The organism is Patulibacter sp. NPDC049589 (assembly GCF_040675535.1).
In the GTDB taxonomy this organism is placed as follows: Bacteria; Actinomycetota; Thermoleophilia; order Solirubrobacterales; family Solirubrobacteraceae; genus Patulibacter.
In genome coordinates, this window is sequence record NZ_JBFAPC010000027.1 from 21,608 (window position 1) to 45,164 (window position 23,557).

Genomic DNA, 23,557 nt, shown 5'->3' on the forward strand with positions numbered 1-23,557 from the left:
GCCCTCGGGTCCTAGAGACCCAGCGACCTCTTGCCGAGGAAGATGAGCGCCATGTCGTCCTGGGGCGGGTGGATCCGGCAACAGAGGACGTCGCGGAGGTGGCGCTCGAGCGGGTGGTGCCGGCTGAGCGCGGGGTTGCCGAGCGCCTGGACGGCCGTCTGCACCGCGGTGACCGCGCTGCGCGTGGCCAGCAGCTTCACGAACGGGGCCTGCGCGGCCGCGGCGGGATCGCCCTCGTCGGCGCGGCGGGCGACGCCGAGCAGGAGCTCCTCGGCCTGGAAGAGCTGGGCGTCGATCTCGCCGGCGATCGACTGGATCCGCTCGGTCTGGGCGATCGGCCGGCCGAGTGCGCCGGGCACCCGCTCGTGCGCGAACCGGGTGAAGAACTCCTGCGCCGCGCGTGCGACGCCCACGTAGATCGCGGTGACCGCCAGGCCGACGGCGGCGAGGTTGCCCTGGCGACGGGACCCGCCGCCGACCAGGCTGCCGGGGACCAGCGGCTCGCCCTTGAAGTGCTCGAGCGGCACTTCGATGTCGTGGTAGACGACGTCGTGGGTGCTGGTGGCGCGCATCCCTAGGTGGTCCCACGTCCTGATGACCTCGATGCCGGGGTGGTCGCCGGGGACGATCACGTGGCCCTGCAGCGGCTCGTCGTCCTCGGTCGCGGCCCACACCAGGTGGTACGCGAGGCCTTCCGAGCCGGTGCCGTACGCCTTGTGCCCGCTGACCACCCAGCCGTTCTCGGTGCGCCGCACCTTGGTCTTCGGCAGGCCACCGCGGGCCGGCGCGCCGAGCTCCGGCTCGGCGCGGATCGCGTTCAGCAGCACGGGCCGGTGCTGGGACTCCGCCACGATCCCGGCGTAGAGCTCCGCGGGGAAGACGTCCGAGGCGGCGTGGACGAGGTGCTGCGCGACGGTCATCGCCGTCAGCAGCGCGACCGAGGGGTCGCCCTGCCCGACGGCCCGCATGATCCGGGCGGTGTCGGTGATCGTCGGCTCCAGTGCACCCCCGAGCTCCGGCGAGACGCCGTAGGTCAGGAGCCCCGCCTCGTGGACGATCCCGATCGACGCGTCCGGGAAGGCCTCGGCGCGGTCGTTCCCGTCGGCGAGTGCCGCCAGCGCGTCGGTGACGCGCCGCAGGCCCGCGTCGGAGAGGTCCGGCGTGCGCACGCGGACGTCGCCGGCGATCGTCGTCGTGTCGGCCGCCCCGGGCATCAGGCGGCGAGCGCCGGGCGCGAGTCGGGGTTGAGCACCGGGGCGGTGCCGGTCGCCTCGCGATGCGCGAGCTCCTGCCGCACCAGCGGCACCACGTGCCGGCCGTAGTCGACCATGTCGTTGAACACGTCCCAGCCGCGGATCGACAGCAGGTCGACGCCGATCTCGGTGTAGTCGACGAGCGCGGCGGCGACCGTCTCGTAGGACCCGACCAGCGCGGTGGTCGAGCCGGCGCCGCGCAGCTCCTTGGCCAGCGGCGTCCACAGGCAGCGGTCGTGCACGTCGCCGCGCTCGGCGACCTTCCGCAGGCGCACGGAGCCGACGTTCTGCGGGTCCTCGCCGTTCCAGCGCGCGAGTGCGGCGGCATCGGGGGTGGCCAGGGCGGCGCGGGTCTGCGCGAGGATCGCGTGGGCCTTCTCCCAGGCCAGCTCGTCGGTCGGCGCGACGATCGGGCGGAACGAGTTCCAGATGCGCGGTCGCGGGCGGCCGGCGGCGTCGGCGACCGCGTTGACGGCGGCGATCTGCTCGGCGGTCTCCCGCAGCGGCTCGCCCCAGAGGCCGAAGATGTCACCGAGTCGCCCGCCGACGTCGTAGGCCTCGGCGGACGAGCCTCCGATCGAGACGGGGATCTCGCCGTGCACCGGCTTGATGTCCGTCTGGAAGTCCTCGAAGCGGTAGTGCTTGCCCTCGAAGGAGATCGGGCCGTCCTCGTACCAGACCTTGCGCAGGATCTGGACGAACTCGTCGGAGCGCTCGTAGCGCTGCACCTTGGTCGTGTAGTCGCCCTCGCGGCGCTGCTCGACGTCGGCGCCGCCGGAGATGATGTGGATGCCGACGCGGCCGCCGGAGATGCGGTCCAGTCCGGCGAAGGCCTTGGCGACCTGGGTCGGGAACTGGAAGCCCGGCCGGTGGGCGATCATCGGCTTGACCCGCTCGGAGTTGTTGGCCACGAACTGGCCGAGCTGGAGGGAATCCGGCGACGGCGAGCCGTAGGCGCAGAGCGTCCAGTCGAAGCCGCCGTCGTCGAGCGCGTGGACGAACCGGCGGGTGTACGCGGGGTCGAAGCCGGTGAACCCGGTGCCGACCTTGCGGTGGTCGTCGGAGATGTGGGTGGCGCTGATGAACTCGACGGGCATGGGTGCGATTCCTTGCGGAGGGGGACGGGGCGGGGTGCCTCAGGCGGGGGTCGGCTGGGGCGTGGCGGCCGGCGCGGAGTCCCCGTTGGCGACCACGGCGCGGCCGGTCGCAGCGCGGTGGGCGAGCTCCTGCCGGACGAGCGGCAGCACGTGGCGGGCGTAGTCCTGGGCGTCCTCCCAGACGTCCCAGCCGCGGATCGACAGCAGGTCGCAGCCGATCTCGGCGTAGTCGACGAGCGCCGCGGCGACCGTCTCGTAGGAGCCGACCAACGCCGTGGTGGAGCCCTGGCCCTGGAACTCCCGCGCCAGCGGTGTCCAGAGGCAGCGGTCGTGCAGCTCGCCTCGCTCGGCGAGCGCCTGGAGCCGCAGCGCACCGACGTTCGTCGGGACCTCGCCGAGGAACGTCGCGCCTGGGTGCGTGGAGCCGCTCCGGGCGGCCTTGGCGGCCCGGACGCCGGCGAGGACGCCGCGGGCCTTCTCCCAGGCGAGCTCGTCGGTCGCGGCGACGATCGGGCGGAACGAGTTCCAGATCCGCGGCCGGCGGCGGCCCGCGGCGTCCGCCACGGCGTTGACCGACGCGATCTGCGCGGCGGTCTCCGCCAGCGGCTCGCCCCACAGCCCGAAGACGTCGCCCGTCCGGCCGCCGACGTCGTAGGCCTGCTGTGAGGACCCGCCGACCGAGATCGGCACCGGCCCGCGCAGCGGCTTGAGGTCGGTGTGGAAGTCCTCGAACGCGTAGAACTCGCCGCGGTGGCTGATCGGGCCGTCCGCCGTCCAGACGCGGCGCAGGACGTCGATGAACTCCTCGGAGCGGCGGTAGCGCTGCTCCTTGGTGGTGTGGTCGCCCTCGCGGCGCTGCTCGGCGTCGGAGCCGCCGGAGATGATGTGGATCATCACCCGGCCGTCGGAGATCCGGTCCAGCCCGGCGATGCCCTTGGCGAACTGCGTCGGGAAGACGAACCCCGGCCGGTGGGCGACCACGGGCCGGATCCGCTCGGTGTTCTCGGCGACGAACTGGGCCAGCTGCAGCGAGTCCGGAGCGCCGGAGTGGTACGCGATCAGCGTCCAGTCGAAGCCGCCGTCGTCGAGCATCCGCGCGAACCGGCGGGTGTAGTCGGGGTCGAAGCCCGACAGGTTGTGGCCGTGGGCGCTCGGCACGGGGGTGATGTGCGTGGCGCTGATGAACTCAACCGGCATGGACGGCCTCCGTCTGCGTCGTGGCGTGGGCGCCGATGGCGGCCGGGCGGGCGGGATCCGAGGACCAGGCCGACCAGGAGCCCGGGAACAGGGACGCGGTGATCCCGAGCGTCGCCAGCGCGGCGACGTCGTGGGCGGCGGTGACGCCCGAGCCGCAGTAGACCCCGACGGGGATCCCGTCGCGCGCGCCGACCGCGGCGTAGTGGGCCGCCAGCTCGGCGTCCGGGCGGAAGCGCCCGTCCGCGTCGACGTTCTCGGCCGTCGGGGCGCTCACGGCGCCGGGGATGTGCCCGGCCCGCGGGTCGATCGGCTCGGTCTCGCCCCGGTAGCGCTCGCCGGCGCGGGCGTCGAGCAGCACGCCGCCGGCCGCGACGCCCGGCACCTCGTCGATGTCGAGGGTCGGGAGGTGCCCGGCGGACAGGACGACGTCGCCGGGCTCCGACGGACCGCCGGGGCCGTGCTCGAGCTCGCCGCCGGCGGCCTTCCAGGCGCCGAGCCCGCCGTCGAGGATCCGCACGTCGGCGACCCCGGCCCAGCGCAGCAGCCACCAGGCGCGCGCGGCGGAGGTGCCGGCGGTGTCGTCGTAGACGACGACGGGTCGGCCCTGCCGGAGGCCCCAGGCGCGGGCCGAGGCCTGCAGGGTCGCGATGCTCGGCAGCGGGTGGCGGCCGAGCTCGGGCGAGGCGGGGGCCGCCAGCTCGGTGTCGAGGTCGACGTACACGGCGGTCGGCAGGTGCGCCTCGGCGTGGTGCTCGCGGCCGTACGGATCGCCGAGGGCCCAGCGGACGTCGAGCAGGGCCGGCGGGTCGGGCCCCTCGAGCTCCCGCGCGAGCGCACCGGCGCCGACCAGCACCGCGTCGCGCGGCGCGGTGGCGGCGGGGTCGCGCCCCGCCGAGGTGCCGGACAGGGCCGGGAAGATCCGCCGCAGCTCGTCGTCGCCGAGCGAGCGCGGCTCGAGCCCGCGGTCCACGGCGTCGCGCAGCGCGGCGCCCAACGCCGCGTTGGCGGGGGCGTCGATGCCCTGCAGGCGGGCCTGGAGCACGACCTCCCCGTTGAGGTAGTCGGTCTCCAGCGACGAGGAGCGGGCGAGGCTCTGCCACGTCGACGTGCCGCCGTACGCGTGTCCGGGGACCGCCACCGGGGTCGCCGCCGCGCCGGTGCGCTCGAGCGCGGCGCCCAGGTCGGACACCTCGCCGACCCCGCGCAGCACGCCGAGGGTCTCCTGCCGCAGCAGCTCGGCCGCGGCGTCGCGCAGCGCGCCCGGCGGGAAGAGCGCGTCGAGCACGAAGGTCGACGAGGCGACGAGCTTTCCGAGCTTCCAGGCCGAGATGTCGCGCACCGCGGTCGCGGCGTAGTTCGCGTCCCGCAGCGTGCGCGCCAGGTCCTCCGCCAGCGGCAGCGCGCGGTCCGGGTAGGCGCCCAGCCAGGCGATCCCCACGAACGGGCTGCCCGCGGCGACGACCACTCCGGGCTCGACGTACCCCGCCGGCGTGGCCAGGACGCCGCCGATCACGGTCGCGAAGTGGCGCAGCGCGATCCGCTCGGTCTCCAGGCCGTTCTGGGTCGTCACGAGCGCGAGGCGCTCGCCGGCCGTCGTCCGCGTGCCGTCGGCGAGGACGACCGGCTGGCGGGCCCAGGTCTCGAGCGCCGCCGCGGCGTCCTGGGTCTTCGTGGCGAGGACGAGGACGTCGCCCTCGCGCAGCTCGAGCTCGTCGGGTCCGCCGTGGACGGGGACGCCGAGCGTGCGGGTGCCGTCGGGCCGGGCGTAGGTGATGCCCCGGGAGCGGGCGGCCGCGAGCTGGGCGCCGCGGGCGACGAGCACGGCGTGGTGGCCGCTGCGCTCGAGCTCGGCCGCGAGCGAGACGCCGATCGCCCCGGCGCCGATCAGGACGTACCTGGGCGGGGGCGGGGCGTCGGTGAGCGGGGGCTGGTGGGCGTGGGGGACGGGCATGGGTGCGGGAGAGCGATCGCGCAGGGGCGATCGACGTGGGGACCGGACGGTGGTCCGCGGCCGGGGCCGCGAGACCGAGATGTGGGGAGACTGCCGAGCCGGCGGCCGCGCCGGTCCCGCCGGGTCGGCGGGACCGGCGCGAGGCCGTCAGCCCGTTGGATTGTGCTGGGCCTCAGTGGCTGAGTCCAACAACGTTTCCCAATGGGAACCCATCGGCGACGCCGATCGATCGCGGCGCCGACGCGACGGGGTGCAGGTAGCGCTTGACGGCGTAGAACTCGAGCAGCGCGTCGAACGCCGTGCGGCCGATCTCGGGATCGAGGCCCTTGCGGGTCAACAGGCGGAGGCTGATCTGGCCGAGGTCCGGCAGGTCGCGCCGCACGGCCAGGCCCGAGGGCACCGAGCCCGCGGTGGGCAGCACGGCGACGCCGAGGCCGGCCCGCGCCGCGGCGATCACGCCCTCGAGGCTCGTCGACTCGGCGACGACCTCGACGTGATGTCCGTGCCCGCCGAGCTCGTCGAACGCCCGCTGCCGCATGCCGCAGGGCTCGACGTAGGCCACCAGCGGCCAGGGCTCGCCCGCGTCGGGCGCCTCCCACCCCGGAGCCGCGTACCAGTTGAGGGGGAGCGCGCCGATCTCGCTGCCGGGCAGGTCCGGGCCGAGGCCGAGCGTCACCGCCAGGTCGATCGTGCCGCGGTCGACGCCCTCCTCCATCTGCGTCGAGCGGTCGATGTGGAACTGCACCCCGTGATCGGGGTACGCGGCCCGGATCGAGGTGAGGAGCTCCGGCAGGATCTGGTCGGCGGCGGTCTCGGTCGACCCGACGACGATCGCGCGCGGCTTCGTCACGTCCAGCCGCTCCAGCGCCTGGTCGTGGACGCCGAGGATCCGCCGGGCCTCGAGCAACAGCTTCTCGCCCGCGGCTGTGAACTTCGTCGCGCGACCGGCGCGCTCGACCAGCGGCTGCCCGAGCCGCTTCTCGAGCCCGCGCACGTGCTGGCTCACCGTCGGCTGGCTCATGTGCAACGTGACGGCGGCCCGCCCGAACCCGCCGCACTCGGCGATCGCCACGAACGTCCGCAGATGGATGATGTCGAGGTCGGCCATAGCCTGAAAGTAGATCAGATTTGCGGTGTATTCATTCCGGGACCCGCTCGCTCGCCGGGGGTGCTGACGAAGACCGTCCGCCACCCGGTCGTCGGCGAGGTCACCGTCGACTGCGACTCCACCGCGCTCACCGAGCGCGACCAGCACCTCGTGCTCTACTCGGCGCCGTCGGGCTCCACGGACGCCGAGGCACTCGCCTTCCTGGGCGTCCTCGGGGCCGAGGGCGTCCGCGCGGGGCGGCCGCACTGACCCGCGGCGGCCAGGCGGGGCCGAGTCCGCCGCGACCGCACGCAGATCGGCGGTCGCGGGCCGCCGCGGTCAGTCCAGCAGCTCCACGAACCCGTCGGTCCCGTGGACGCGGACCCGCTGTCCGTCGCGGATCCGCCGCGTCGCCCCCTCCACCCCGACGACGGCCGGCAGCCCGTACTCGCGGGCGACGACCGCGCCGTGGGTCATGAGCCCGCCGACCTCGGTCACCAGCGCCGCGGCGGTGACGAAGAGCGGGGACCAGCTGGGATCGGTGAAGGCCGTGACCAGGACGTCGCCCGCCTCGAGGGACGCGTCCGTCATGTCGAGCACGACGCGCGCGCGGCCCTCGACGGTCCCGCCCGAGACCGCCAGGCCGACGAGCGCCCCGTCCGGGACGTCGTCGCGCCGGTAGTCGCCGCCGAAGACCTCGCCCTCGGACGTCAACACCCGGGGAGGCGTGAGCGCTCCATAGGAGCGGAACGCCCGCCGCCGCTCGGTGAGCAGTTCGTCGTCGACCTCACCCGTGCGCAACGCCTCGCCGAGCTCCTGCATCGTCAGGAAGAAGACGTCGTCGCGCTCCCGCAGCACGCCGGCGTCCACCTGCCGCTCCGCCTCCTCGAGCAGCGCCCGCTTGTAGAGGGCGTAGCGGCTGATCAGGCCGAACTTCGGGTACTCCCGGTAGCCCGAGAACGTCCGCACGCGGTCGATCATCCGCTGGGTCTCGGCCGCCTTCTGCGCACCGTCGGGCAGCGCCCGCAGGCGTTCCAGCAGGTCCCGCTCCTTCGCCGCGGCCTCCTGCCGTCCCCGCTGGAAGCGCCGCCGGCTCTCGCCGGGCGCGAAGTTCCGGACGTTCGCGACGAGCAGCGGGACCAGCGTCGAGGGGCGCTCGCGCCAGCGCGGCCGCGTGATGTCGATCTCGCCGACGCAGCGGACGCCGTAGCGGTCGAGGTACGCCTCGATGCGCTCGCGCGCCCCGGGTCCTCCCGGGACGTCGGCGAGCTCGTCGAGGAACGCGTCGTCCCCGTCCCGCACCCGCTCGAGGAGGGCGACGACCTCGGGATGCGGGCGGATCGCGTCCGCGACGTCCAGGAGCTCCAGCCCCATCTCCGAGGTGATGTTGCCGGGCGCGGACTGCGTCAGGACGTCCGCCGCGTTCGTCTCGCCGAGCCACTCCGCCATCCGCGCGTTGAGCCAGATCGACGCGTCCATCGCGGCCATGATCAGCGGCATGCTGCGCGGGTCGAAGAGCCGCTCCCGCCCCTCGGCGAGGTCGGCCACGACGAAGTCGACCAGCGCCGCGCCGGAGTGCGTCCGGATCTCGCGCTCCAGGACGGCCAGGGACGCCTCGGTCGCCGCGACCAGCTCCCCGATGACCGCGGGATCGGGCTCGCCCGTGGCCGGCGGGCCGCCGGGCGGCGGGCCGGCGAACCCGCCGGCGGGGGCGTCCGGGACCAGGCCGCCGCGGTCCACCACGGACCGCAGCGCGTCCCCGATGAGCGGGTCGGACGTCCCGAGGGCGTCGATCACCGCGGCGCGGCTGTCCGGCGACGCGAGCCGGGGCGCGACGTCCACGAACAGCCGGCCGGCGGCCTCGTACATGCGGGGCATGGCCGTGAGCTGGAAGAGCGACAGCCCGAGCGGCCGCATGGGGTCGGTCATCATCTGCTGGTGCCCGACGGACACGTAGACGTGCGGCTCGTCGTCGCCGGCCTCGGGGACGGGGAAGAGCGTGGTGATCGGGCGGCTCTGGACGATCGCGAAGCCCCCGCTGCCCAGGCACCACTCGACGTCCTGCGGCGCACCGAAGTGCGCCTCGATGCGCCGGCCGAGCCGCACGAGCTCGACGACCTGCGCGTCCGTCAGCGCCGGTCGCTCCTGCCGGTCGGCCGCGACCGGCTCGTCCCGCGTCCCGCCCGACGGGGACGCCCGGACGGCGACGCGCTTGGTCGCGACGGCGGCGGTGACGAGCCGGTCGTCGCGCACCTTGAAGACGTCGGGATCGACCTGTCCGGAGACCAGCGCGTCGCCGAGCCCCAGGACGGCCTCGACGCACGAGACCCTCCGGTTGGACGTGACGGGGTCGGCGGTGAAGAGGACGCCCGCCGCGTGCGGCACGACCATCCGCTGCACCACGACCGCCATCTGCGCCTGCCCGTGATCGACGCCGCGACGGAGCCGGTAGCTGACGGCGCGCTCGGTGAACGCGGAGGCCCAGCAGCGGGCGACGTGACGGAGGAGCGACTCGCGACCCGCGACGTGCAGGTACGAGTCGTGCTGCCCGGCGAAGGACGCGCCCTCGGAGTCCTCCGCGGTCGCGCTGGAGCGCACGGCGTAGGCCGCGTCCGCCCCGTGGCGCGCGAGCGACCGCTCGACGGCCGTCGCCAGGTCCGCCGGGATCGCGGCGTCCTCGATCGCCCGGCGGACGTCGGCGCTGTGCTCCCGGATCGCCGCCGCGTCGTCCGGCCCCAGCCGGTCGAGGCCGTCGAGGCGCGCCCGGATCCCGGGATCGCCCTGCACCACGCGCGTGAACGCGGCCGTCGTGACGCAGAAGCCGGGCGGGACGCGGAGCCCCGGGATCCGCGCGAGCTCCCCGAGCCGCGCCCCCTTTCCGCCCGCGACCGCGACCTGCTCCAGGCCGATCTCCTGGATGTCCACCACGTACTGACTCATCCGCTTGCCTCCATCGGAGTCGACCGCCCGACCCCGCCCGCTTCCGGTGCTCCCGGCGTTCGGCGGAGGAGTATGGGGGCTTCCTCAGCGCCTCATGAGACGAGTTCGCCTGGTATACATTGGTGATGGGAAGGGGCCGTCGCGGCCCCTTCGTGCGTTCCGGGCGCCGTCGTTCCGGGCGCCTCCGACGTCAGTCCGCGTCCGGGACGTACGGCGGCGCCTCGCCCCAGCCCCAGCGCGGGACGGGGGCCTCCGGGGGCGGGGCCGCGCCGAGCTGCGAGTTGTGGAGCGCCAGCCGCGATCCCCACTCGACGTAGGCGAGGAACGCGGAGCGGAACTCGGGGTCGTCCGGCAGCCCCGCGGCGTCGGCGGCCTGGCCGATCGCCTGGACCCAGCGGGCGCGCTGCGTCTCGGTGAGCCCGAGGCCCAGGTGCTTTCCGAGCATGTGCGGATAGCCGCCGTGGTGCTCGGTGTAGACGGGCGGGCCGCCGAAGACCTCGCCGAGCCACGCGGCCACGTGATCCGCGTGATGGGCGTCCATGCCGCGGAAGACGGGCTCGAGGATCGGGTCCGGGTCGCCCAGGATCCGGTCGTAGAAGACCGTGGTCAGCCGCTGGAGCGCCGCCGCGCCTCCGGCCCACTCGTACAGCGTCGGCGGGGTGTCCATGGCCGCATGGTGGCGACGGACGTGCGGCGGCGCAAGGTCCACGTCGTCACGGCTCGCCGGGCGGACCGCCGCCGTCCGGGATCATCGGACGACCCCATGACGGCCAGGACAGGGGCCGGTGTTCTTCAGCTTCGTGCTCGACGTGTTCGCGCGTCGGATCGTCGGCTGGCAGTTCGCGTCGCACATGCGTACCGACCTCGTCCTCGACGCGCTCAGGGTGGCGCTTGCCGGCCGTGAGCACGGCGCTGACGTCGATATCATCCACCACTCGGACGCGGGATCGCAGTACTTCACGCAGGAGCTGAGGGACCACCAGGTGCTCGCGTCGACCGGGTCGTCGGTGATGCGCTCGACAATGCGATGGCGGAGTCGTTCGTCGACACGTTCAAGATCGAGTTGATCACCGACCGTGTGTGGCGGACCCGTGACCAGGTCGAGCTCCGGAGCATAGCCATGGGGAACGATGTTCACTGCCAGTTCAGCAGAACGGCGGATTTGAGCGGGCATGGCGCGGAAACACCGTAGGCTCACCGGCCATGACGACGCGGAAGACGCCTTCAACCTCTCCATTCGGACGTCGTACGCGAGGTGCGTGCGTCACTACCGCGATGCTCGCCTTGACCGTCGGAGCGTTCGGATGCGGAGGAGACGACGGCGACGGTGCTGGCTTTCGCCCAGGCCTTCCCGGTGGGCAGCCTGCCCGAGCAGATGACACGAAAGCCTTGGCTGACGGGGCCACAGTAACGGTCAAGCGGTACTTGGAAGCAATTGGAGCGGGACGGACCGCTGAAGCGTGCGCGTTGCTCGCGCCCGAGCCGCTTGCGTCAGCATCCGAGAGTTGCCCCGGCGACGGCACCGCAGAGGGCAACAAGGGCGCTGCGTCGGTTGCGATCTCGGACGTGACGATCAAGCGCAAGCCGGTCTTGGCGACGCTGAGGCAAGGCGGTTCGGAGTCCACCGAGAAGGAGGCACTCGTGCTCGCGGTCGTAGGCGGGCGAGTCGTAGACGCGTCGAAGACGGACGTGACACCGGGCGGCGACGGTGAGCCGCTCTCGAAGATGCTGGTTGATCGTCGACCGGCAGCGGTGGCTGCGGGCAAGACCGCCCGCGGGCTTGTGAATAACGACGCGGGTGCCACATGCGAGGCTGTGGACGACGGGGCCGCACCGTGGATCCTCATCAGTCTGGACAGTGTCAACTCCCCGTTCGAAAGCAAAGCCACTTCGTGCGGCGATCTCATGCGTGCTGGGTTCACGGACCAGCAGGAGGCATATCAGTCCGATCTCGTCGGAACATCGGATGGCGACCCCGACGAGGGGATGACGCTCGTGGGCTATTCCGAGCCCGACGCGCTCGCGTTCGTCAACGCGTCTGAGGAAGTTGATGGGAGTCAGCGCACGGTTCGTGTGCATACCCTCGTGCTACGCGACGGCGCGTGGAAGATCCTCCGTTAGAGAGCCCAGTTCGCGTGGTGAAAGGAAACGCCGAACTCCGGGGGTCGAACGAAACGCGGAGAAGATCCGTCCACCGCAGATTTCGGTTCTTCGCTGCCACCGCGGCGGGAACATCATGCATTGATGAGCGGCAGCGCGCTTACTTAGCCTGGATCAGGCGTCGCGACGGTCCTCGGCCGGCCGGGATGCGTCGGGCGTGGCGGGGGTGGCGGCCCAGCTGGCGAGGAGCTGCAGGCCCTCGGCGGAGCGGGTGCCGGGCTCGGCCGTGTACGTGAACAGGGTCAGGCCGCTGTCGGCCGCGATGTCGAAGCGCTCGAAGTGGAGGACCAGCTCGCCGACGACGGGGTGCACGAGCGTCTTCGTGCCGCGGCGGCGGCGGCCGTCGAGCGCTTCGGCCGGATCGACGTGCTGGTCAACAACGCCGGCAGCTTCGTCGCGGGGTTCTTCGAGGAGCTGTCGCTGGAGCAGGTGGAGGCCGCGACGCTGGGGCCCGACGGCCCGACGGGCACGTTCTTCGACCGGCACGGGGCCGTCGCCTGGTGAGCCTCACGACCGCGGCAGCGCGCCCTTCGCGGCGTCGATGACGGCCGCGGCGTCGGCGACCCGGCGTCCCGCGTGGGCGGGGCGCCCGCCGTAGGGGTCCTCGTCGGTCCACAGCGTCGTCGGCGCCTGCGCCCGCACCACGGGGATCACCTCGCTGGAGAACCGCTCCAGCATCTCCATCTGGTGCTCGAACGGGAGCATCGTCGGCAGGCTGAAGGACTGCAGGTCGTGCCCGAACGCCTCGTGGAACCCGAGGATCTTCTCGATCACCTGCTGCGGGCTCCCGACGAGGACCGGGCCCTCGGCGATCGCGTGGTCGATGTCGCGGTACGGCGTGGCGTTCCCGGGCCGGCTGGCGAAGACCCGGACGATCTCCTCGTAGACCGGGCCGAAGCGCGCCTTCGCCTCCTGCGTCGTGTCGGCGATGAACATGAAGAGCGATCCCGCCCCGACGAACGCGTGGCGGGGGTCGTGGCCGTGGGCGGCGTGGCGCTCCCGGTAGAGGTCGATCAGCCGTTGGTAGTTCTCGCGCGGCTGGATCGCGTTGGCGCTGAACAGCGGGTCGCCCCACTGGGCGGCGAGCTCGACCGAGCTGGTCTTCGTGGCCGACCCGTGCCACACCCGCGGCGCGCCGGCGAACGGCCGCGGCAGCGTGGTCGCGTGCTCGAGGGCCGGCCGGAAGGCGCCCGACCAGGTGACGTCCTCCTCCCGCCACAGGCGCCGCAGGAGCTCGTACTTCTCGACCATCAGGTCGTCCTGGTCGGCCACGTCGAGCCCGAACAGCGGGAACTGGCGTGCCTCGTTGCCCTTGCCGATCACGAGCTCCAGGCGGCCGCGAGACAGCAGGTCGACCGTCGCGAAGTCCTCCGCGACCCGGACGGGATCGAGGATCGGCAGGACGCAGACGCCGGTCTGCAGCCGGATGCGGCTCGTCGTCGCGGCCAGCGCGCCGAGCAGCACCCCGGAGGACGGCGACAGGATGTGGCCGGCGTGCCGCTCGCCGAAGGAGTACGAGTCCAGGCCGAGCCGCTCGGCGAGCTGGCCCATCTGCACCGTCTGCGCGAGCCGGTCGGCGGGGGCGACGATCCTCCCGGTCACGGGGTTCGCCACGTAGGGGAGGATGTCGAGGACCTGGAAGCGCACAGTCAGCCTTGGGGTGGGCCGACACCGTACCAGGCAACTGGACCATGGTCCGCTTCGTCTCGGGGCCGGCAGGCTGTCGCGCGCGGCGCGTCGCCCAGGCTGTCGATGCCGAACTGCCCGGCGAAGCCGCCCGCGCCGTCGGCCGTGACCGACCCGAGGCCGCTGGTCCCGGCCGACCCGCCGAGGATCTGCAGCGGCGCGTCGGCCGGGAACCCGGCGACGGTGAACCCGATGCGGCCCTGGTCGCCGCCGACGTACGGCGCCGGGTAGTACGGGCGTCCGTGGCGATGGATGGGGCCGCCGCGGCGACCGCGGGGGAGGTGGCCACGACGGTGAGGGTCGCGAGGGCGAGCAACGAGCGCTTGAGCATCGGCAGGTCTCTCCGGGACCGGGCGCGTGCGCGCACCGGGGTCCGGACCCGCACGTTTCGACCGGCACGTCGCGCGGGATACGATCGTGCTCGTCGACCTCACCGCCTCGGGATCCCGCTCGACGGAGACGGCGGGGGCCCGACGGCCGCCGCTCACCATGCCCGACTACGGCCACCCCCTCAGCTTCGGCACGTTCGTGACCCCGCGGAGCACGGACCCGCAGCACGTCGTCCGTCTCGCACGGCACGCGGAGGACGTCGGGCTGGACCTCATCTCCCTGCAGGACCACCCGTACCAGCCGAGGTTCCTCGACACCTGGACCGCGCTGACGTGGATCGCGGCGCACACCGAGCGGATCGCGATCGCGCCCAACGTCCTGAACCTCCCGCTCCGGCCGCCGGCCGTCGTCGCGCGCTCGACGGCCGGCCTGGACCTCCTGTCGGGCGGTCGCGTCGAGCTCGGCCTGGGCTCCGGCGCGTTCTGGCCCGCCATCGAGGCGATGGGCGGTCGTCGGCTGACGCCCGGCCAGGCGGTCGACGCCCTCACGGAGGCGGTCGCCGTGATCCGCGCGCTGTGGGGCGCCCCAGGCGCCGGTGTGACCGTCGAGGGGTCGCACTACTCGCTGGCGGGCGCCAAGCCCGGGCCGGAGCCGGCCCACCGGATCTCGATCTGGCTCGGCGCCTACAAGCCGCGGATGCTGCGGCTGACGGGCGCGACGGCCGACGGGTGGCTGCCCAGCACCGCGTACCTCGAGGACGGCGACCTGGAGCGCGGCAACGCCGCGGTCGACGCGGCGGCGGTCGACGCCGGCCGGCGGCCCGGCGACGTCCGCCGGCTCCTCAACCTCCAGGGGACCTTCGACGAGACGGGCGACGCCTTCGTGACCGGGCCGCCGGAGGCCTGGGTGGAGCGCCTCCTCCCGCTCGCGGTCGAGCAGGGGGTGAGCACGTTCATCGTCATGGCGGACGACGAACGCACCATCGAGCGGTTCGCCGGCGAGGTCGCCCCGCAGCTGCGCGCGGCCGTCGCCGCCGCACGGTAGGGGCCAGTACTAACGAGCGTGTCATGAGGGGCCATTTCGATTCGACGCCAGCGGGCCGGCCGTTCGTAGCGCGACGGGGGTGTCCGCGTACGATGCTTGCCGGGACATTTCGTTCCAATGTTCCTCACGGGCCGGTTCCCCGCACTCGAGGGAGACGTGCTTCAGACCCCGAGCGCGAGTGACGACTTCCGGCCAATCACGAAGTTCGTGGTCACAGAAGTCGGCGAAGTGCATGGTTCACGGTGAATGGTCGCCCGATTCGAGACCTGCTCCGACGGGGAGCTTTTGGCCCGGCTCGGCAACGAGCCCGAGGCATTCGACGTCTTCTACCGACGCTACGAGACCGTCGTTGTCGCGTTCCTCGTCCGCCGGACCAAAGACGCGCACCTCGCCGCCGACCTGGCGGCGGAGACGTTCGCAACCGTGCTGTTGCGCGCCGATCGGTTCGTCGACGACGGGTCGCCCGCGATCGGCTGGCTGCTGGGCATCGCCCGCCATCAGCTCCTCAACGCGTTGCGTCGCAACCGCACAGACGCCCGCGCCCGACGCCGGCTCGCGTGCGACCCGACTGCTACCCATGACGCGGCGCTCGAGCGGGTCGAAGCGCTCGCAGATGTGCAGGCCGCTGTGCCGCGCGTGACTCGCGCGCTCGAGCGGCTGCCCGAGGACCAGCGCCGGGCGATCTGCGCGTACGTGCTCGATGAGGAGCCCTACGAGCGGGTGGCGGACATCCTCGGCGTCAGCGAGGCGACGGTCCGCAAGCGCGTCAGTCGCGGCCTCGCACGGATGAAGACCTCTCTGGACGGAACCCCATGATCGACGAGAAGGACAACGAGATGGATAACGAACCCCTGCTGCTGCCCAACACGCACCGGGAGTTGATGAGGGTCGCCCGCCGGCGCAGCGCTCCGCACCGCACGCTGCGCCAGCTGCCCCGGCGCCGCACGATCGGCGTGCTGGCGACCGTGTCAGTGCTCGCCGGCGGAACCGCGCTGGCGGCGACGACCCCGTGGTCACCGACCGTCGGAGACGATCACCGCGGCCACCCCACGCTCGCGACCACCGACGTGCCCGCCGACCAGCTGGCCGCGATCGCCGCACTCCGTCGCCCCCAGGACGACAGCGATCGCACACCCGACATCGAGGGAATGCTGAAAGCCCTGAGCGGCGACCTGACCGCGGGCATCCACCTCTCCTCGATCCGGGCCCTCAGCACCCGCCCCGACGGCGCGACGGCGCTCTTTGCCGCCGACCGCGACGGCAACCTCCAGGCCGACCTCCCCGAGGACATCAAGCACAACGTTCTATGCATGCTGCTTGGAACGCACGTGGACGCCACGCCTGGCGGCGTTCAGGTCCAAGCCGGACGACTCAACCAGCTGGGCATGAAGTGCGGCACGACGAGCGAACTGCGCCAAGGCAAGTTCCTCCTCGGCGCGCAGTACGCCGGGCGCCTGACGCTCAACGGTGTCGTGCCCGATGGAGTCTCGAAGGTGTCGCTGACCCTGCGGACCGGCCAGACGGTCGAGGCGCAGGTCGAGAACAACAGCTTCCACATCGACCAGGCCGCTCCCAACGGCTCCTACGAGGACGCGCCGATCCACTGGTTCGACAAGGCCGGACACGAGGTGCCGCAGGAGTAGGTCCCCGTCAGCCAACCACCTCGCGCGACCACTCGCAAGGCACCAACGTTTACGCAAGCGTGTGCGGCCAAATCGGCCGTACACTTTGTGTAGCAAACATTGAGAGGCATTAAATTAGCCAAACAGATTCACCCTTGACGGCATCCGCTTTGAACGTGTACGGTGGCGACCACCGCACAGCAAGGCCGAAATAAAGGCCCGCTTCACGTGTGTGTGGCAATCCCTATATCCCGTCCAGAGGAAGAACAAACCATGCAGTCATTTCTGCCCACTTCGTGGGTGCGAGTGCTCGGTGTCGTGGGCGTGTCGCTGGTCATGCTGATCAGCGCTACGGCCGCCGCATCCGCCTCCACGGCGCACATCTTCAACGGTGGCCTGTCGGCCCAGCGAGCGTACGGTAGCAACGAGCGTCACACCGACCCCTCATACGCCAGGTCGGACTCGGACCACACGGTGTGTCCGAGCTTCGATGTCACGATGAACGGGTACGTCTACCGTACGCCGGACTACTACCAGTATGCAGTCTGTGGCACTGGTGAGACCACCACTCCCGCCGCGGGGTCCATGGGCCTCGTCCACGGCGCCGTATTCAACCCCAACACCTCTACCACCGACAATGTTGCAAACTCGTACTTTGCTTACTAGCGGCCGTACCTTCATCTTGGGCGGCGCGTCGCTGCTGATCGCCGCGCTCCTGGCCCTCGTGCTGTTGACGCACGCGTCGAGCTCGGACGCCGCCTCGAGCCCGGATGGCAGCAAGCTCGCTGGCGCTCGACCGGCGCTCGGCTACGCGGCGCTCGACCGGCCCGCGACCCCGGCAGATAGCGCCGGAGACCTGGCCGCGCGGCTGCAGGTGTTCGCTCAGAGCACGCCCGAGCTCGTCGTCAATCAGGTCCGCCTGGTGAGTACCAACACCGATCGCAGGGTCCTCCTGGCCCCGCGCAGCGACGGGTACGTCTGCATCATCGTCCTCTTCGCGAAGGGCGGAGGGATGAACTGCAACACGGCCGGCGGCCCCCCTCAGGTGATGAACTACGGCGCCGCGATCGGAGCCGTGCCGACGTCAGTCACGTCCGTCACCTACAAGCTCGACGACGGCTCGACCGTCAGTCGCACGCCACAGGACGGCCTCATCTACGCACCGGCCGACGCGACAAGTGTCAGCTACGACGCCAACGGAACGAAGGCATCGGCTGACCTCATGCCGAAGTCCGCGAAGCCGGAGGGACTCGGCAACACCGCAGCGACTCTGCTCTCCGCACCCTGATGCGCTGCGGGGCGGACGCGGTCAGCGTCCGCCCCGCACAACAGCAGCTTCCGGCACGCCGTGTACAGCGCTACGGGAGAGAACCGCCGGTGCAAGGTCGCACAGGAACTCCTCGGCGGCCGCGGCCGCCGACGAACTCCACCGCCAGGAGCCCGACCATCCGCCCCGGCGGTCCGCGCGAGCCCCAATCCGGTGAACGGTCGAGATCAGCAGATCGATGAGCGTGTCGGTGATCTCCCGCTCTCGAACGTGAATCAGTGAAGCCAGCAGCGTCAGACCGAGCTCCTGGCGATGCCGTCGGAGGTGCGAGGGGGACTCGACAGACGCTTGCGCGCACCACCGCTTCACGACGGCGGGGGCGATGTCGACGAAAAGGGCTTCAGGCAGCCCGATCGCTCGGGCAGCCCGGAGGCGCCGAATCTCGGCGAGCAACGTGTTCAGGCTCACCGCCCCGGGCGCCCCGCGGATCTCGGCGAGCGCCACCGCTATGTCATCGCCATCGTTGCCAAGCAATTCCTCGAGCCGAGCCGACGCGGTGGGGCCGAGTCGGGAGACGACTCGTTCGCACAGGTGCGCCTCGCCCCGGCGCAGCGCCGAGCGTACGATGCGGTCCAAGCGCCCTTCGCTCGGGGGCTCGATCCGCTGCACCACGAACTCCGATGCAAGCTCAGCGTGCACCCTCGCTGGGTCGCGCTCCGCCCGGCAGACGTCTCGGGCGAGCCACGCGCAAAGACGGTCCGCGTCCTCGACCGTGCACTCCCGAAACCCTAGGAACGCGCGAATCTCAGCGCGGTGTCGACGACCCGTGCGACCGCTCCAGTCGTAGCCGACGAGGTCTCGGGGCGCCGCGTCGATCTGGCCGGCTACGAACGCGACAGCTTCAGAGCTGAACTCTTCCGTCTGCCGCGCGAAGTGCCCCCACGCGAGGAACCCCTTTAGCTGAAGAGCGAACCCGAGCCGACCATCGCCGTACTTCGCCTCGACCAGATCGCGTTCTTCGCCGACCAGCGTCCAAGCCGCCACCAAGCCGTCAAAGGCACCCGCATCGTCGTCCATGCTCAGCAAGCCTCTCCGAACCGCGGCATTCCTGCTCAGGAACGAGCGCCAAATGGCCGCTCATGACAGAACCGTTAGTACTGCCCCGGTAGGGCCGACGCCGATGAGCGACGACGGGGCCGTCCTGGGCGACGATCCTGCGCAAGCGGCCGGCGTTCCGCGCCGCGTTCTCCGACTTCGACCCCGACCGGGTCGCGGCCCTCGACGACGCGGACGTCGAGCGCCTGATGGGCGACGCGGGGATCGTCCGCAACCGGCGGAAGATCGTGGCGACGGTCCGGAACGCCCGGGCGACGATCGCGCTACGGGCCGACGGTGGCCTCCCGGCGCTCGTCTGGTCGTTCCGTCCCGCCGTGTGTCCGATGCCGACGCGGTTCGCGGACATCCCGACGTCCTCGGAGGAGTCCGCCGCGCTGGCGAAGGAGCTGCGCCGCCGGGGCCTCTCGTTCGTCGGGCCGAGGTCGATGTACGCGCTGATGGAGGCCATCGGCATCGTCGACACCCACCTGTTGGACAGCCACCGCCGCGGGAGCTCTAGCGCCGCACGCGGTGGCGGGCCTACCCCTCGGGCATCGGCACGATCCCCGGGATCGCCGTCACGCGGGCGAGCCACGCGCGGACCGCCGGCAGCTCCTCGAGGTCGAAGCCGGCCTCGTGGGCCACGTGCGTGTAGGCGTAGAGGGCGAGGTCCGCGATCGTCAGCGCGTCCCGGACGAAGAACGTCCGGTCGCTCAGATGGCGCTCCATCGTCGCCAGCGCTTTGCGGCCCAGGACGCGCCGGGCCTCGACCTCCGCCGGATCCCGGGGAGCGTCGGAGATCGCGACCCAGAACCGGACGACCGCGATCGCGGGTTCGTGGTCGTACTGCTCGAAGCACAGCCACTGGAGGACCTGGGCCCGCGCGTACGCGTCGGTCGGCAGGTACGGCGTGCCCTCGGCGAAGTACCAGAGGATCGCGTGGGACTCGGCCAGCGGCCGGCCGTCCTCGAGCACGACGGTCGGGACCCGCAGCGCCGGGTTGAGGTCGCCGATCACCGCGTCGCGGCCGGACCGGTCGACGACGGACAGCTCGCGGCGGTCGAACGGCACGTCGAGCAGCCGCAGCAGCTGGCGGACCTTCCAGCAGTTGCCGGACACGGAGTTGTCGTACAGGAGCACCGTCACGGGGCCCGACGGTACCGCGAGGGCCCGGCCGCGTCCACGGGGCGCGTGTACGCGCCGGCACGACGCGAACGGCACGCGAGCATCGACCAGGGTCCCGTCCGGGTGGCAGCACGCCGGCGGGCGCGCGAAGGCCACCGACCCGTCGCCGGCCGCGGGCTCTGCGGGGAAGGCGCCCCTCTACCGTGGAGGTCGCCCCGGGGCCCGCAACGAATCTCGGTGATGAGCTTCCGGGCCCGCCGCCGTCATACCGACCATGACCACTTCCACCGACCGCGACGCCTTCGAGGCGCAGGTGCGCCGCCACACCCGCGAGCTGCACGTCCACTGCTACCGGATGACCGGCTCCCTCGAGGAGTCCGAGGACCTCGTGCAGGAGACGTTCCTGCGCGCCTGGCGCCGGCGCGAGCAGTTCGAGGGCCGCTCGTCGCTGCGCGCCTGGCTCTACCGGATCGCGACGAACGCGTGCCTCGACGCGCTCGACAAGCGCCCGCGGGTCCCGACCGCCGACGGCGAGGTCCCGTGGCTGCAGCCGTACCCCGACTCGCTGCTCGCGGAGCTGCCGTCGGGGGAGGACGGACCCGACGACACGGTCGTCGCCCGGGAGACGATCGAGCTGACCTTCATCACCGCGATCCAGCACCTGGCTCCGCTGCCGCGCGCCGTGCTCGTCCTGCGCGACGTCCTGGACTGCTCGGCCCGCGAGACCGCCGAGGTCCTCGAGACCACCGTCGCGTCGGTGAACTCGGCGCTGCAGCGCGCCCGGGCCGGCCTGCGCGAGCACCGGCCCGAGCCCCGCGCGGAGTGGCGGCCGGACCAGGAGCCGAGCGGCGCCCAGCGCGAGCTGCTCGCGCGCTTCCTCGACGCGACCGAGCGCGTCGACGTCGAGGCGCTCGCCGCGCTGCTGCACGAGGACCTGCGCTTCACCATGCCGCCGACCCCCGGTGCCTGGGAGGGTCGCGACACCGTCGTGCAGGCGTGGGTCGACGACGGGTTCGGCTCGGAGTCCTTCGGGGCGCTGCGCTGCGTGCTGACCCGGGCCAACGGCCAGCCGGCGCTCGCCGCCTACGCCCGCACGCCCGGCACCGACACGTACCGTCCGCTGACGCTCGACGTCCTGCGCATCGAGGACGGCCTCGTCCGCGAGATCGTCATCTTCGACGGCCGGCTGCTCGAGCGCTTCCCCGACCTGCCCGCGACGCTGTAGCCGCCGCGGACGGCCAGGCCGGGAGGCCGGCCCCCAGGTCGTCGGGCGTCGGGCCGGGCCCGTCACGACGACGGCGCGCCGGTGTTCTGCTCCAGCTGCGCGGCGAATGCCCGCTCGTACGCCGGCCGTGCCTCGCCGCGCGCGACGTAGGCGGCCAGGTTCGGGAACTCGTCCAGGAGGCCGGAGGGCCGCGTCCGGAGCAGGACGGAGACCATCATGAGGTCGCCCGCGCTGAAGTCCCCGTCGAGCCAGTCGGCGTCGCCGAGCCGGGCGGACAGCGGCCGCAGCCGGTCGCGGACGCGCTCGCGCACGAGCGGCACGCGCTCCGCGGCCCACGGCCGGTCGCGCTCGAAGACGACGGCCGTCGTTAGCTCCAGGATCGGCGGCTCCACCGTGCTGACCGCCGCGAACATCCAGGTGATCGCGCGCGACCGCGCGTCAGGGTCCTCCGGGAACAGGCCGGCGTGGTGCTCGGCGAGGTGGAGCACGATCGACCCGGACTCGAACAGCGCGAGGTCGCCCTCCTCGTACGTCGGGATCAGGCCGAAGGGGTGGAGCGCCAGGTGCGCCGGCGCCACCTTCTCCTCGAACGACACGGGGCGGACGTCGTACGACCGGCCGACCTCCTCGAGCGCCCAGCGCACGCGCGTGTCGCGGGCCAGGCCCTTGCCGCCGTCGGGCGAGCGCTCGAAGGCCGTGATGATGGGCGTCGCCGGGACGCCGGGGGCGGGGTCGATCGTCATGCACCCCAGACGCCCGGGACGGCCGCGACTCATCGGTCGGCTCCGGATCGCCGGTGCTCTGCCGTGCCGGCCGGCCGGCCGAGGGCGCGAGGACGACGGTCAGGCGCCGAGCGCGCCGGCCAGCTCGCGCCGCCCGCGGACCCCGAGCTTGCGGTACGCGTTGCTGAGGTGCAGCTCGACGGTCTTCGGCGTCACGAAGAGCGTCTCCCCGATCGCGCGGTTCGTGTGCCCGGCGGCGGCCAGCTCGGTCACCCGGCGCTCGGCGTCGGTGAGGGACCCCGGACCGGTCAGCGCCGTGGTCCGCGGGCGTCCCCCGGCCGCGTGGAGCTCGCGACGGGCCCGGGTCTCCAGCGTCGCGGTGCCGAGCCGGGCGGCGAGCTCGAGGCCGGCACGGAGGGCCGTCCGGGCGTCGCCGGTGGCGCCCGCGGCACGCAGCGCGGCGCCGAGCTCCACCTGCGCCTTGGCGAGCTCGAGGCGCGCCCGCGTGCCGTCGGTCGCCGCCACTGCCTGCCGCAGACGGGCGATCCCGGCCTCGCCGCCCTCGACGGTCCCGAGGACCCGCAGCGCCTGCCCGACCAGGCCCGGCGAGCCCCACGTGCGCGCCTGCTCCAGCGCGTCGTTCGCGGCGACGAGCGCCTCGTCCCGGCGGTGCAGACCGTGGAGCGCGACGGCGCGGTGCACGAGCGCGGACGTGTCGAGGAGGTGGGGGAGGAAGGCGAACCGGCGCTCGAGCTCGGCGGCGGCGGCGAGCGCCTCGTCGTGCCGCGACTCCGCGTTCAGCAGCGCGACCCGGCTGTCGAGCCACATGCGGGCCTCGTCGGTCTGACGGTCCGGGGCCGGGATGCTCCCGAGGACCTCGCGCGCGCCGCCCAGGTCGCCGCGTTCGATGCGCACGCGGGCGCGGAACGCGGCGGCGTGGACGCCGCCCTGCACGGCGTTCCAGTCGCGCGCCGCCTCGAGCGCGTCCTCGAGCGCGGCCTCGGCGTCGGCCAGCTCGCCCCGGCGAGCGAGGCCGTAGCCCCGGAAGAGGCTGAGCGCCACACGCGCTTGGTGGGAGCCGTGCAGCTCGCACTCGCGTTCGATCGCGGCCCAGCCGTCGTCGGCCTCGGGGCGATCGGCGATCTCGAGGACGAAGACGGCCGAGACGGCGAGGAACACGCTGTCGGCGCGCACCAGGTCGCCCCCTTCCAGCGCGGCGAGCGCGAGGTCGGCGCAGGCCGCGGCCGAGCCGCCGTCGAAGGCCCAGTTCCGCGCCGACTGGGCGGCGAGCATCTTCGCCCCGATCCCGGGCTCCAGCGGCAGGCGACGGCCGAGCGTCACGACGTCGGCCGGCGGCGTGACCGTCGGGTCGAAGAGGGGGGCCATCAGGGTGGTGGTCGCGACGATCCGGCCAAGATCCTCCGATCCCGGCGGGAGCTCGGCCGCGGCCTGCTCCAGCAGCGGCACGCTCTCGTCGACCCGGTCGATGAACATCAGCAGCCGGGCGAGGTCGATCAGGAGCGACACGCGCGCGGCCGGGTCGTCGGTGAGTCGCAGCGCCTCGCGCAGGTCGAGCTCGGCGGCCGGGCCGTCGACGAGGATCATCGCCCGGGCGAGCTCGGCCGCGAGCGCCGGTCGGCGGTCCTCGGCGGGTGGTTCGGCGAGCGCCCGGCGCACGTCGATGGACACCCTGATCTCCGTCGGCACCCTCGCGGCCTGGACGTGGAGCGTCGTCGCCCTGTTCTTCCTCGGCGCC

The 23,557-nt window shown here is 72.9% G+C and carries 22 protein-coding genes and 2 pseudogenes; 11 read left to right on the forward strand and 13 right to left on the reverse strand.

Annotated elements, in window-relative coordinates; all coding sequences use genetic code 11:
- Positions 1 to 11: 11 nt before the first annotated feature.
- The 5 genes from AB0L40_RS07375 to AB0L40_RS07395 form a co-directional block, all read right to left on the reverse strand.
- The gene (locus AB0L40_RS07375; RefSeq protein WP_364351466.1) at positions 12 to 1,214 is read right to left on the reverse strand and encodes an acyl-CoA dehydrogenase family protein; all 1,203 of its coding nucleotides are present in this window, start codon (positions 1,212 to 1,214) and stop codon (positions 12 to 14) included.
- Positions 1,214 to 2,350, reverse strand: coding sequence for an LLM class flavin-dependent oxidoreductase (locus AB0L40_RS07380; protein WP_364351469.1), 1,137 nt, complete (start codon positions 2,348 to 2,350; stop codon positions 1,214 to 1,216). Before AB0L40_RS07380 ends, AB0L40_RS07375 begins: the two co-directional genes overlap by 1 nt.
- A 39-nt stretch (positions 2,351 to 2,389) precedes the next feature.
- Positions 2,390 to 3,547, reverse strand: coding sequence for an LLM class flavin-dependent oxidoreductase (locus AB0L40_RS07385; RefSeq protein ID WP_364351472.1), 1,158 nt, complete (start codon positions 3,545 to 3,547; stop codon positions 2,390 to 2,392).
- A complete protein-coding gene (locus tag AB0L40_RS07390; protein WP_364351475.1) occupies positions 3,537 to 5,498 on the reverse strand; it encodes a rhodanese-like domain-containing protein in 1,962 nt (653 codons plus the stop codon). Before AB0L40_RS07390 ends, AB0L40_RS07385 begins: the two co-directional genes overlap by 11 nt.
- A gap of 172 nt (positions 5,499 to 5,670) precedes the next feature.
- Positions 5,671 to 6,606, reverse strand: a complete 936-nt coding sequence (locus AB0L40_RS07395) for a LysR family transcriptional regulator (RefSeq protein ID WP_364351478.1) — start codon at positions 6,604 to 6,606, stop codon at positions 5,671 to 5,673.
- 60 nt (positions 6,607 to 6,666) lie between these two features.
- On the opposite strand from AB0L40_RS07395, the pseudogene AB0L40_RS07400 reads away from it, so the two are divergent.
- A pseudogene (locus tag AB0L40_RS07400) lies at positions 6,667 to 6,855 on the forward strand (transcriptional regulator); the annotation flags it as partial.
- A 69-nt stretch (positions 6,856 to 6,924) separates the two neighbouring features.
- Here AB0L40_RS07400 and rph read toward each other — a convergent pair.
- On the reverse strand, positions 6,925 to 9,525 hold the full coding sequence (gene rph / locus AB0L40_RS07405) for a rifamycin-inactivating phosphotransferase (RefSeq protein WP_364351481.1): 2,601 nt from the start codon (positions 9,523 to 9,525) through the stop codon (positions 6,925 to 6,927).
- Positions 9,526 to 9,715: 190 nt separating this feature from the next.
- Positions 9,716 to 10,192 (reverse strand): group II truncated hemoglobin, encoded by a 477-nt coding sequence (locus AB0L40_RS07410; protein WP_364351484.1) that lies wholly within the window; start codon positions 10,190 to 10,192, stop codon positions 9,716 to 9,718.
- 118 nt (positions 10,193 to 10,310) lie between these two features.
- On the opposite strand from AB0L40_RS07410, the gene AB0L40_RS07415 reads away from it, so the two are divergent.
- Positions 10,311 to 10,592 (forward strand): DDE-type integrase/transposase/recombinase, encoded by a 282-nt coding sequence (locus AB0L40_RS07415; protein WP_364351487.1) that lies wholly within the window; start codon positions 10,311 to 10,313, stop codon positions 10,590 to 10,592.
- A gap of 400 nt (positions 10,593 to 10,992) precedes the next feature.
- Positions 10,993 to 11,646 carry a hypothetical protein gene (locus AB0L40_RS07420; RefSeq protein WP_364351490.1) on the forward strand — a complete coding sequence of 218 codons (654 nt, stop codon included), beginning with the start codon at positions 10,993 to 10,995 and terminating at the stop codon, positions 11,644 to 11,646.
- 153 nt (positions 11,647 to 11,799) lie between these two features.
- Here AB0L40_RS07420 and AB0L40_RS07425 read toward each other — a convergent pair whose 3' ends face one another.
- Positions 11,800 to 11,997, reverse strand: a complete 198-nt coding sequence (locus AB0L40_RS07425; protein ID WP_364351493.1) for a hypothetical protein — start codon at positions 11,995 to 11,997, stop codon at positions 11,800 to 11,802.
- On the opposite strand from AB0L40_RS07425, the gene AB0L40_RS07430 reads away from it, so the two are divergent.
- Positions 11,992 to 12,189, forward strand: coding sequence for an SDR family NAD(P)-dependent oxidoreductase (locus AB0L40_RS07430; RefSeq protein ID WP_364351496.1), 198 nt, complete (start codon positions 11,992 to 11,994; stop codon positions 12,187 to 12,189). The two genes, AB0L40_RS07425 and AB0L40_RS07430, sit on opposite strands and share 6 nt — an antisense overlap.
- Positions 12,190 to 12,192: 3 nt before the next feature.
- On the opposite strand, the gene AB0L40_RS07435 is transcribed toward AB0L40_RS07430, so the two are convergent.
- A complete protein-coding gene (locus AB0L40_RS07435) occupies positions 12,193 to 13,332 on the reverse strand; it encodes an LLM class flavin-dependent oxidoreductase (protein WP_364351499.1) in 1,140 nt (379 codons plus the stop codon).
- A 456-nt stretch (positions 13,333 to 13,788) separates the two neighbouring features.
- Here AB0L40_RS07435 and AB0L40_RS07440 point away from each other — a divergent pair, with 456 nt between their 5' ends.
- From AB0L40_RS07440 to AB0L40_RS07460, 5 genes are all read left to right on the forward strand, one after another.
- Positions 13,789 to 14,745, forward strand: a complete 957-nt coding sequence (locus tag AB0L40_RS07440; RefSeq protein ID WP_364351502.1) for an LLM class flavin-dependent oxidoreductase — start codon at positions 13,789 to 13,791, stop codon at positions 14,743 to 14,745.
- A 246-nt stretch (positions 14,746 to 14,991) separates the two neighbouring features.
- Positions 14,992 to 15,561: a sigma-70 family RNA polymerase sigma factor gene (locus AB0L40_RS07445; RefSeq protein WP_364351505.1), complete on the forward strand. Its 570-nt coding sequence runs from the start codon at positions 14,992 to 14,994 to the stop codon at positions 15,559 to 15,561.
- Entirely contained in the window at positions 15,558 to 16,388 is an 831-nt protein-coding gene (locus AB0L40_RS07450) for a hypothetical protein (protein ID WP_364351508.1), read from the forward strand. Before AB0L40_RS07445 ends, AB0L40_RS07450 begins: the two co-directional genes overlap by 4 nt.
- Before the next feature lie 252 nt (positions 16,389 to 16,640).
- The gene (locus AB0L40_RS07455) at positions 16,641 to 17,033 is read left to right on the forward strand and encodes a hypothetical protein (protein WP_364351511.1); all 393 of its coding nucleotides are present in this window, start codon (positions 16,641 to 16,643) and stop codon (positions 17,031 to 17,033) included.
- A gap of 16 nt (positions 17,034 to 17,049) precedes the next feature.
- A complete protein-coding gene (locus tag AB0L40_RS07460) occupies positions 17,050 to 17,655 on the forward strand; it encodes a hypothetical protein (RefSeq protein ID WP_364351514.1) in 606 nt (201 codons plus the stop codon).
- 21 nt (positions 17,656 to 17,676) lie between these two features.
- Here the strand turns inward: AB0L40_RS07460 and AB0L40_RS07465 are convergent, their stop codons facing one another.
- Entirely contained in the window at positions 17,677 to 18,711 is a 1,035-nt protein-coding gene (locus AB0L40_RS07465) for a DUF4158 domain-containing protein (RefSeq protein ID WP_364351517.1), read from the reverse strand.
- Positions 18,712 to 18,827: 116 nt separating this feature from the next.
- Between AB0L40_RS07465 and AB0L40_RS07470 the strand changes: the two are divergent.
- Positions 18,828 to 19,247, forward strand: a pseudogene (locus tag AB0L40_RS07470) (DNA-3-methyladenine glycosylase I); the annotation flags it as partial.
- 22 nt (positions 19,248 to 19,269) lie between these two features.
- Here the strand turns inward: AB0L40_RS07470 and AB0L40_RS07475 are convergent.
- Positions 19,270 to 19,875: a glutathione S-transferase family protein gene (locus AB0L40_RS07475; RefSeq protein ID WP_364351520.1), complete on the reverse strand. Its 606-nt coding sequence runs from the start codon at positions 19,873 to 19,875 to the stop codon at positions 19,270 to 19,272.
- A gap of 253 nt (positions 19,876 to 20,128) precedes the next feature.
- Between AB0L40_RS07475 and AB0L40_RS07480 the strand changes: the two genes are divergently transcribed.
- Positions 20,129 to 21,079, forward strand: a complete 951-nt coding sequence (locus tag AB0L40_RS07480) for an RNA polymerase subunit sigma-70 (protein ID WP_364351523.1) — start codon at positions 20,129 to 20,131, stop codon at positions 21,077 to 21,079.
- A 62-nt stretch (positions 21,080 to 21,141) separates the two neighbouring features.
- Here the strand turns inward: AB0L40_RS07480 and AB0L40_RS07485 are convergent, their stop codons facing one another.
- Both AB0L40_RS07485 and AB0L40_RS07490 read right to left on the reverse strand, forming a co-directional pair.
- Positions 21,142 to 21,822, reverse strand: coding sequence for a glutathione S-transferase family protein (locus tag AB0L40_RS07485; RefSeq protein ID WP_364351526.1), 681 nt, complete (start codon positions 21,820 to 21,822; stop codon positions 21,142 to 21,144).
- Positions 21,823 to 21,921: 99 nt separating this feature from the next.
- The coding region (locus tag AB0L40_RS07490) for a LuxR C-terminal-related transcriptional regulator (protein WP_364351529.1) at positions 21,922 to 23,557 on the reverse strand (1,636 nt) is incomplete at its 5' end.

What these genes read in the sequence shown, in the direction of transcription:
- AB0L40_RS07410 (WP_364351484.1), bottom strand. Translation starts at nt 10,192, where the DNA reads ATGGACACCCCGCCGACGCTGTACGAGTGGGCCGGAGGCGCGGCGGCG.
- AB0L40_RS07375 (WP_364351466.1), bottom strand. Translation starts at nt 1,214, where the DNA reads ATGCCCGGGGCGGCCGACACGACGACGATCGCCGGCGACGTCCGCGTG.
- AB0L40_RS07450 (WP_364351508.1), top strand. Translation starts at nt 15,558, where the DNA reads ATGATCGACGAGAAGGACAACGAGATGGATAACGAACCCCTGCTGCTG.
- AB0L40_RS07485 (WP_364351526.1), bottom strand. Translation starts at nt 21,822, where the DNA reads ATGACGATCGACCCCGCCCCCGGCGTCCCGGCGACGCCCATCATCACG.
- AB0L40_RS07480 (WP_364351523.1), top strand. Translation starts at nt 20,129, where the DNA reads ATGACCACTTCCACCGACCGCGACGCCTTCGAGGCGCAGGTGCGCCGC.
- AB0L40_RS07385 (WP_364351472.1), bottom strand. Translation starts at nt 3,547, where the DNA reads ATGCCGGTTGAGTTCATCAGCGCCACGCACATCACCCCCGTGCCGAGC.
- AB0L40_RS07380 (WP_364351469.1), bottom strand. Translation starts at nt 2,350, where the DNA reads ATGCCCGTCGAGTTCATCAGCGCCACCCACATCTCCGACGACCACCGC.
- AB0L40_RS07465 (WP_364351517.1), bottom strand. Translation starts at nt 18,711, where the DNA reads ATGGACGACGATGCGGGTGCCTTTGACGGCTTGGTGGCGGCTTGGACG.
- AB0L40_RS07455 (WP_364351511.1), top strand. Translation starts at nt 16,641, where the DNA reads ATGCAGTCATTTCTGCCCACTTCGTGGGTGCGAGTGCTCGGTGTCGTG.
- AB0L40_RS07390 (WP_364351475.1), bottom strand. Translation starts at nt 5,498, where the DNA reads ATGCCCGTCCCCCACGCCCACCAGCCCCCGCTCACCGACGCCCCGCCC.
- AB0L40_RS07395 (WP_364351478.1), bottom strand. Translation starts at nt 6,606, where the DNA reads ATGGCCGACCTCGACATCATCCATCTGCGGACGTTCGTGGCGATCGCC.
- AB0L40_RS07445 (WP_364351505.1), top strand. Translation starts at nt 14,992, where the DNA reads ATGGTCGCCCGATTCGAGACCTGCTCCGACGGGGAGCTTTTGGCCCGG.
- rph (WP_364351481.1), bottom strand. Translation starts at nt 9,525, where the DNA reads ATGAGTCAGTACGTGGTGGACATCCAGGAGATCGGCCTGGAGCAGGTC.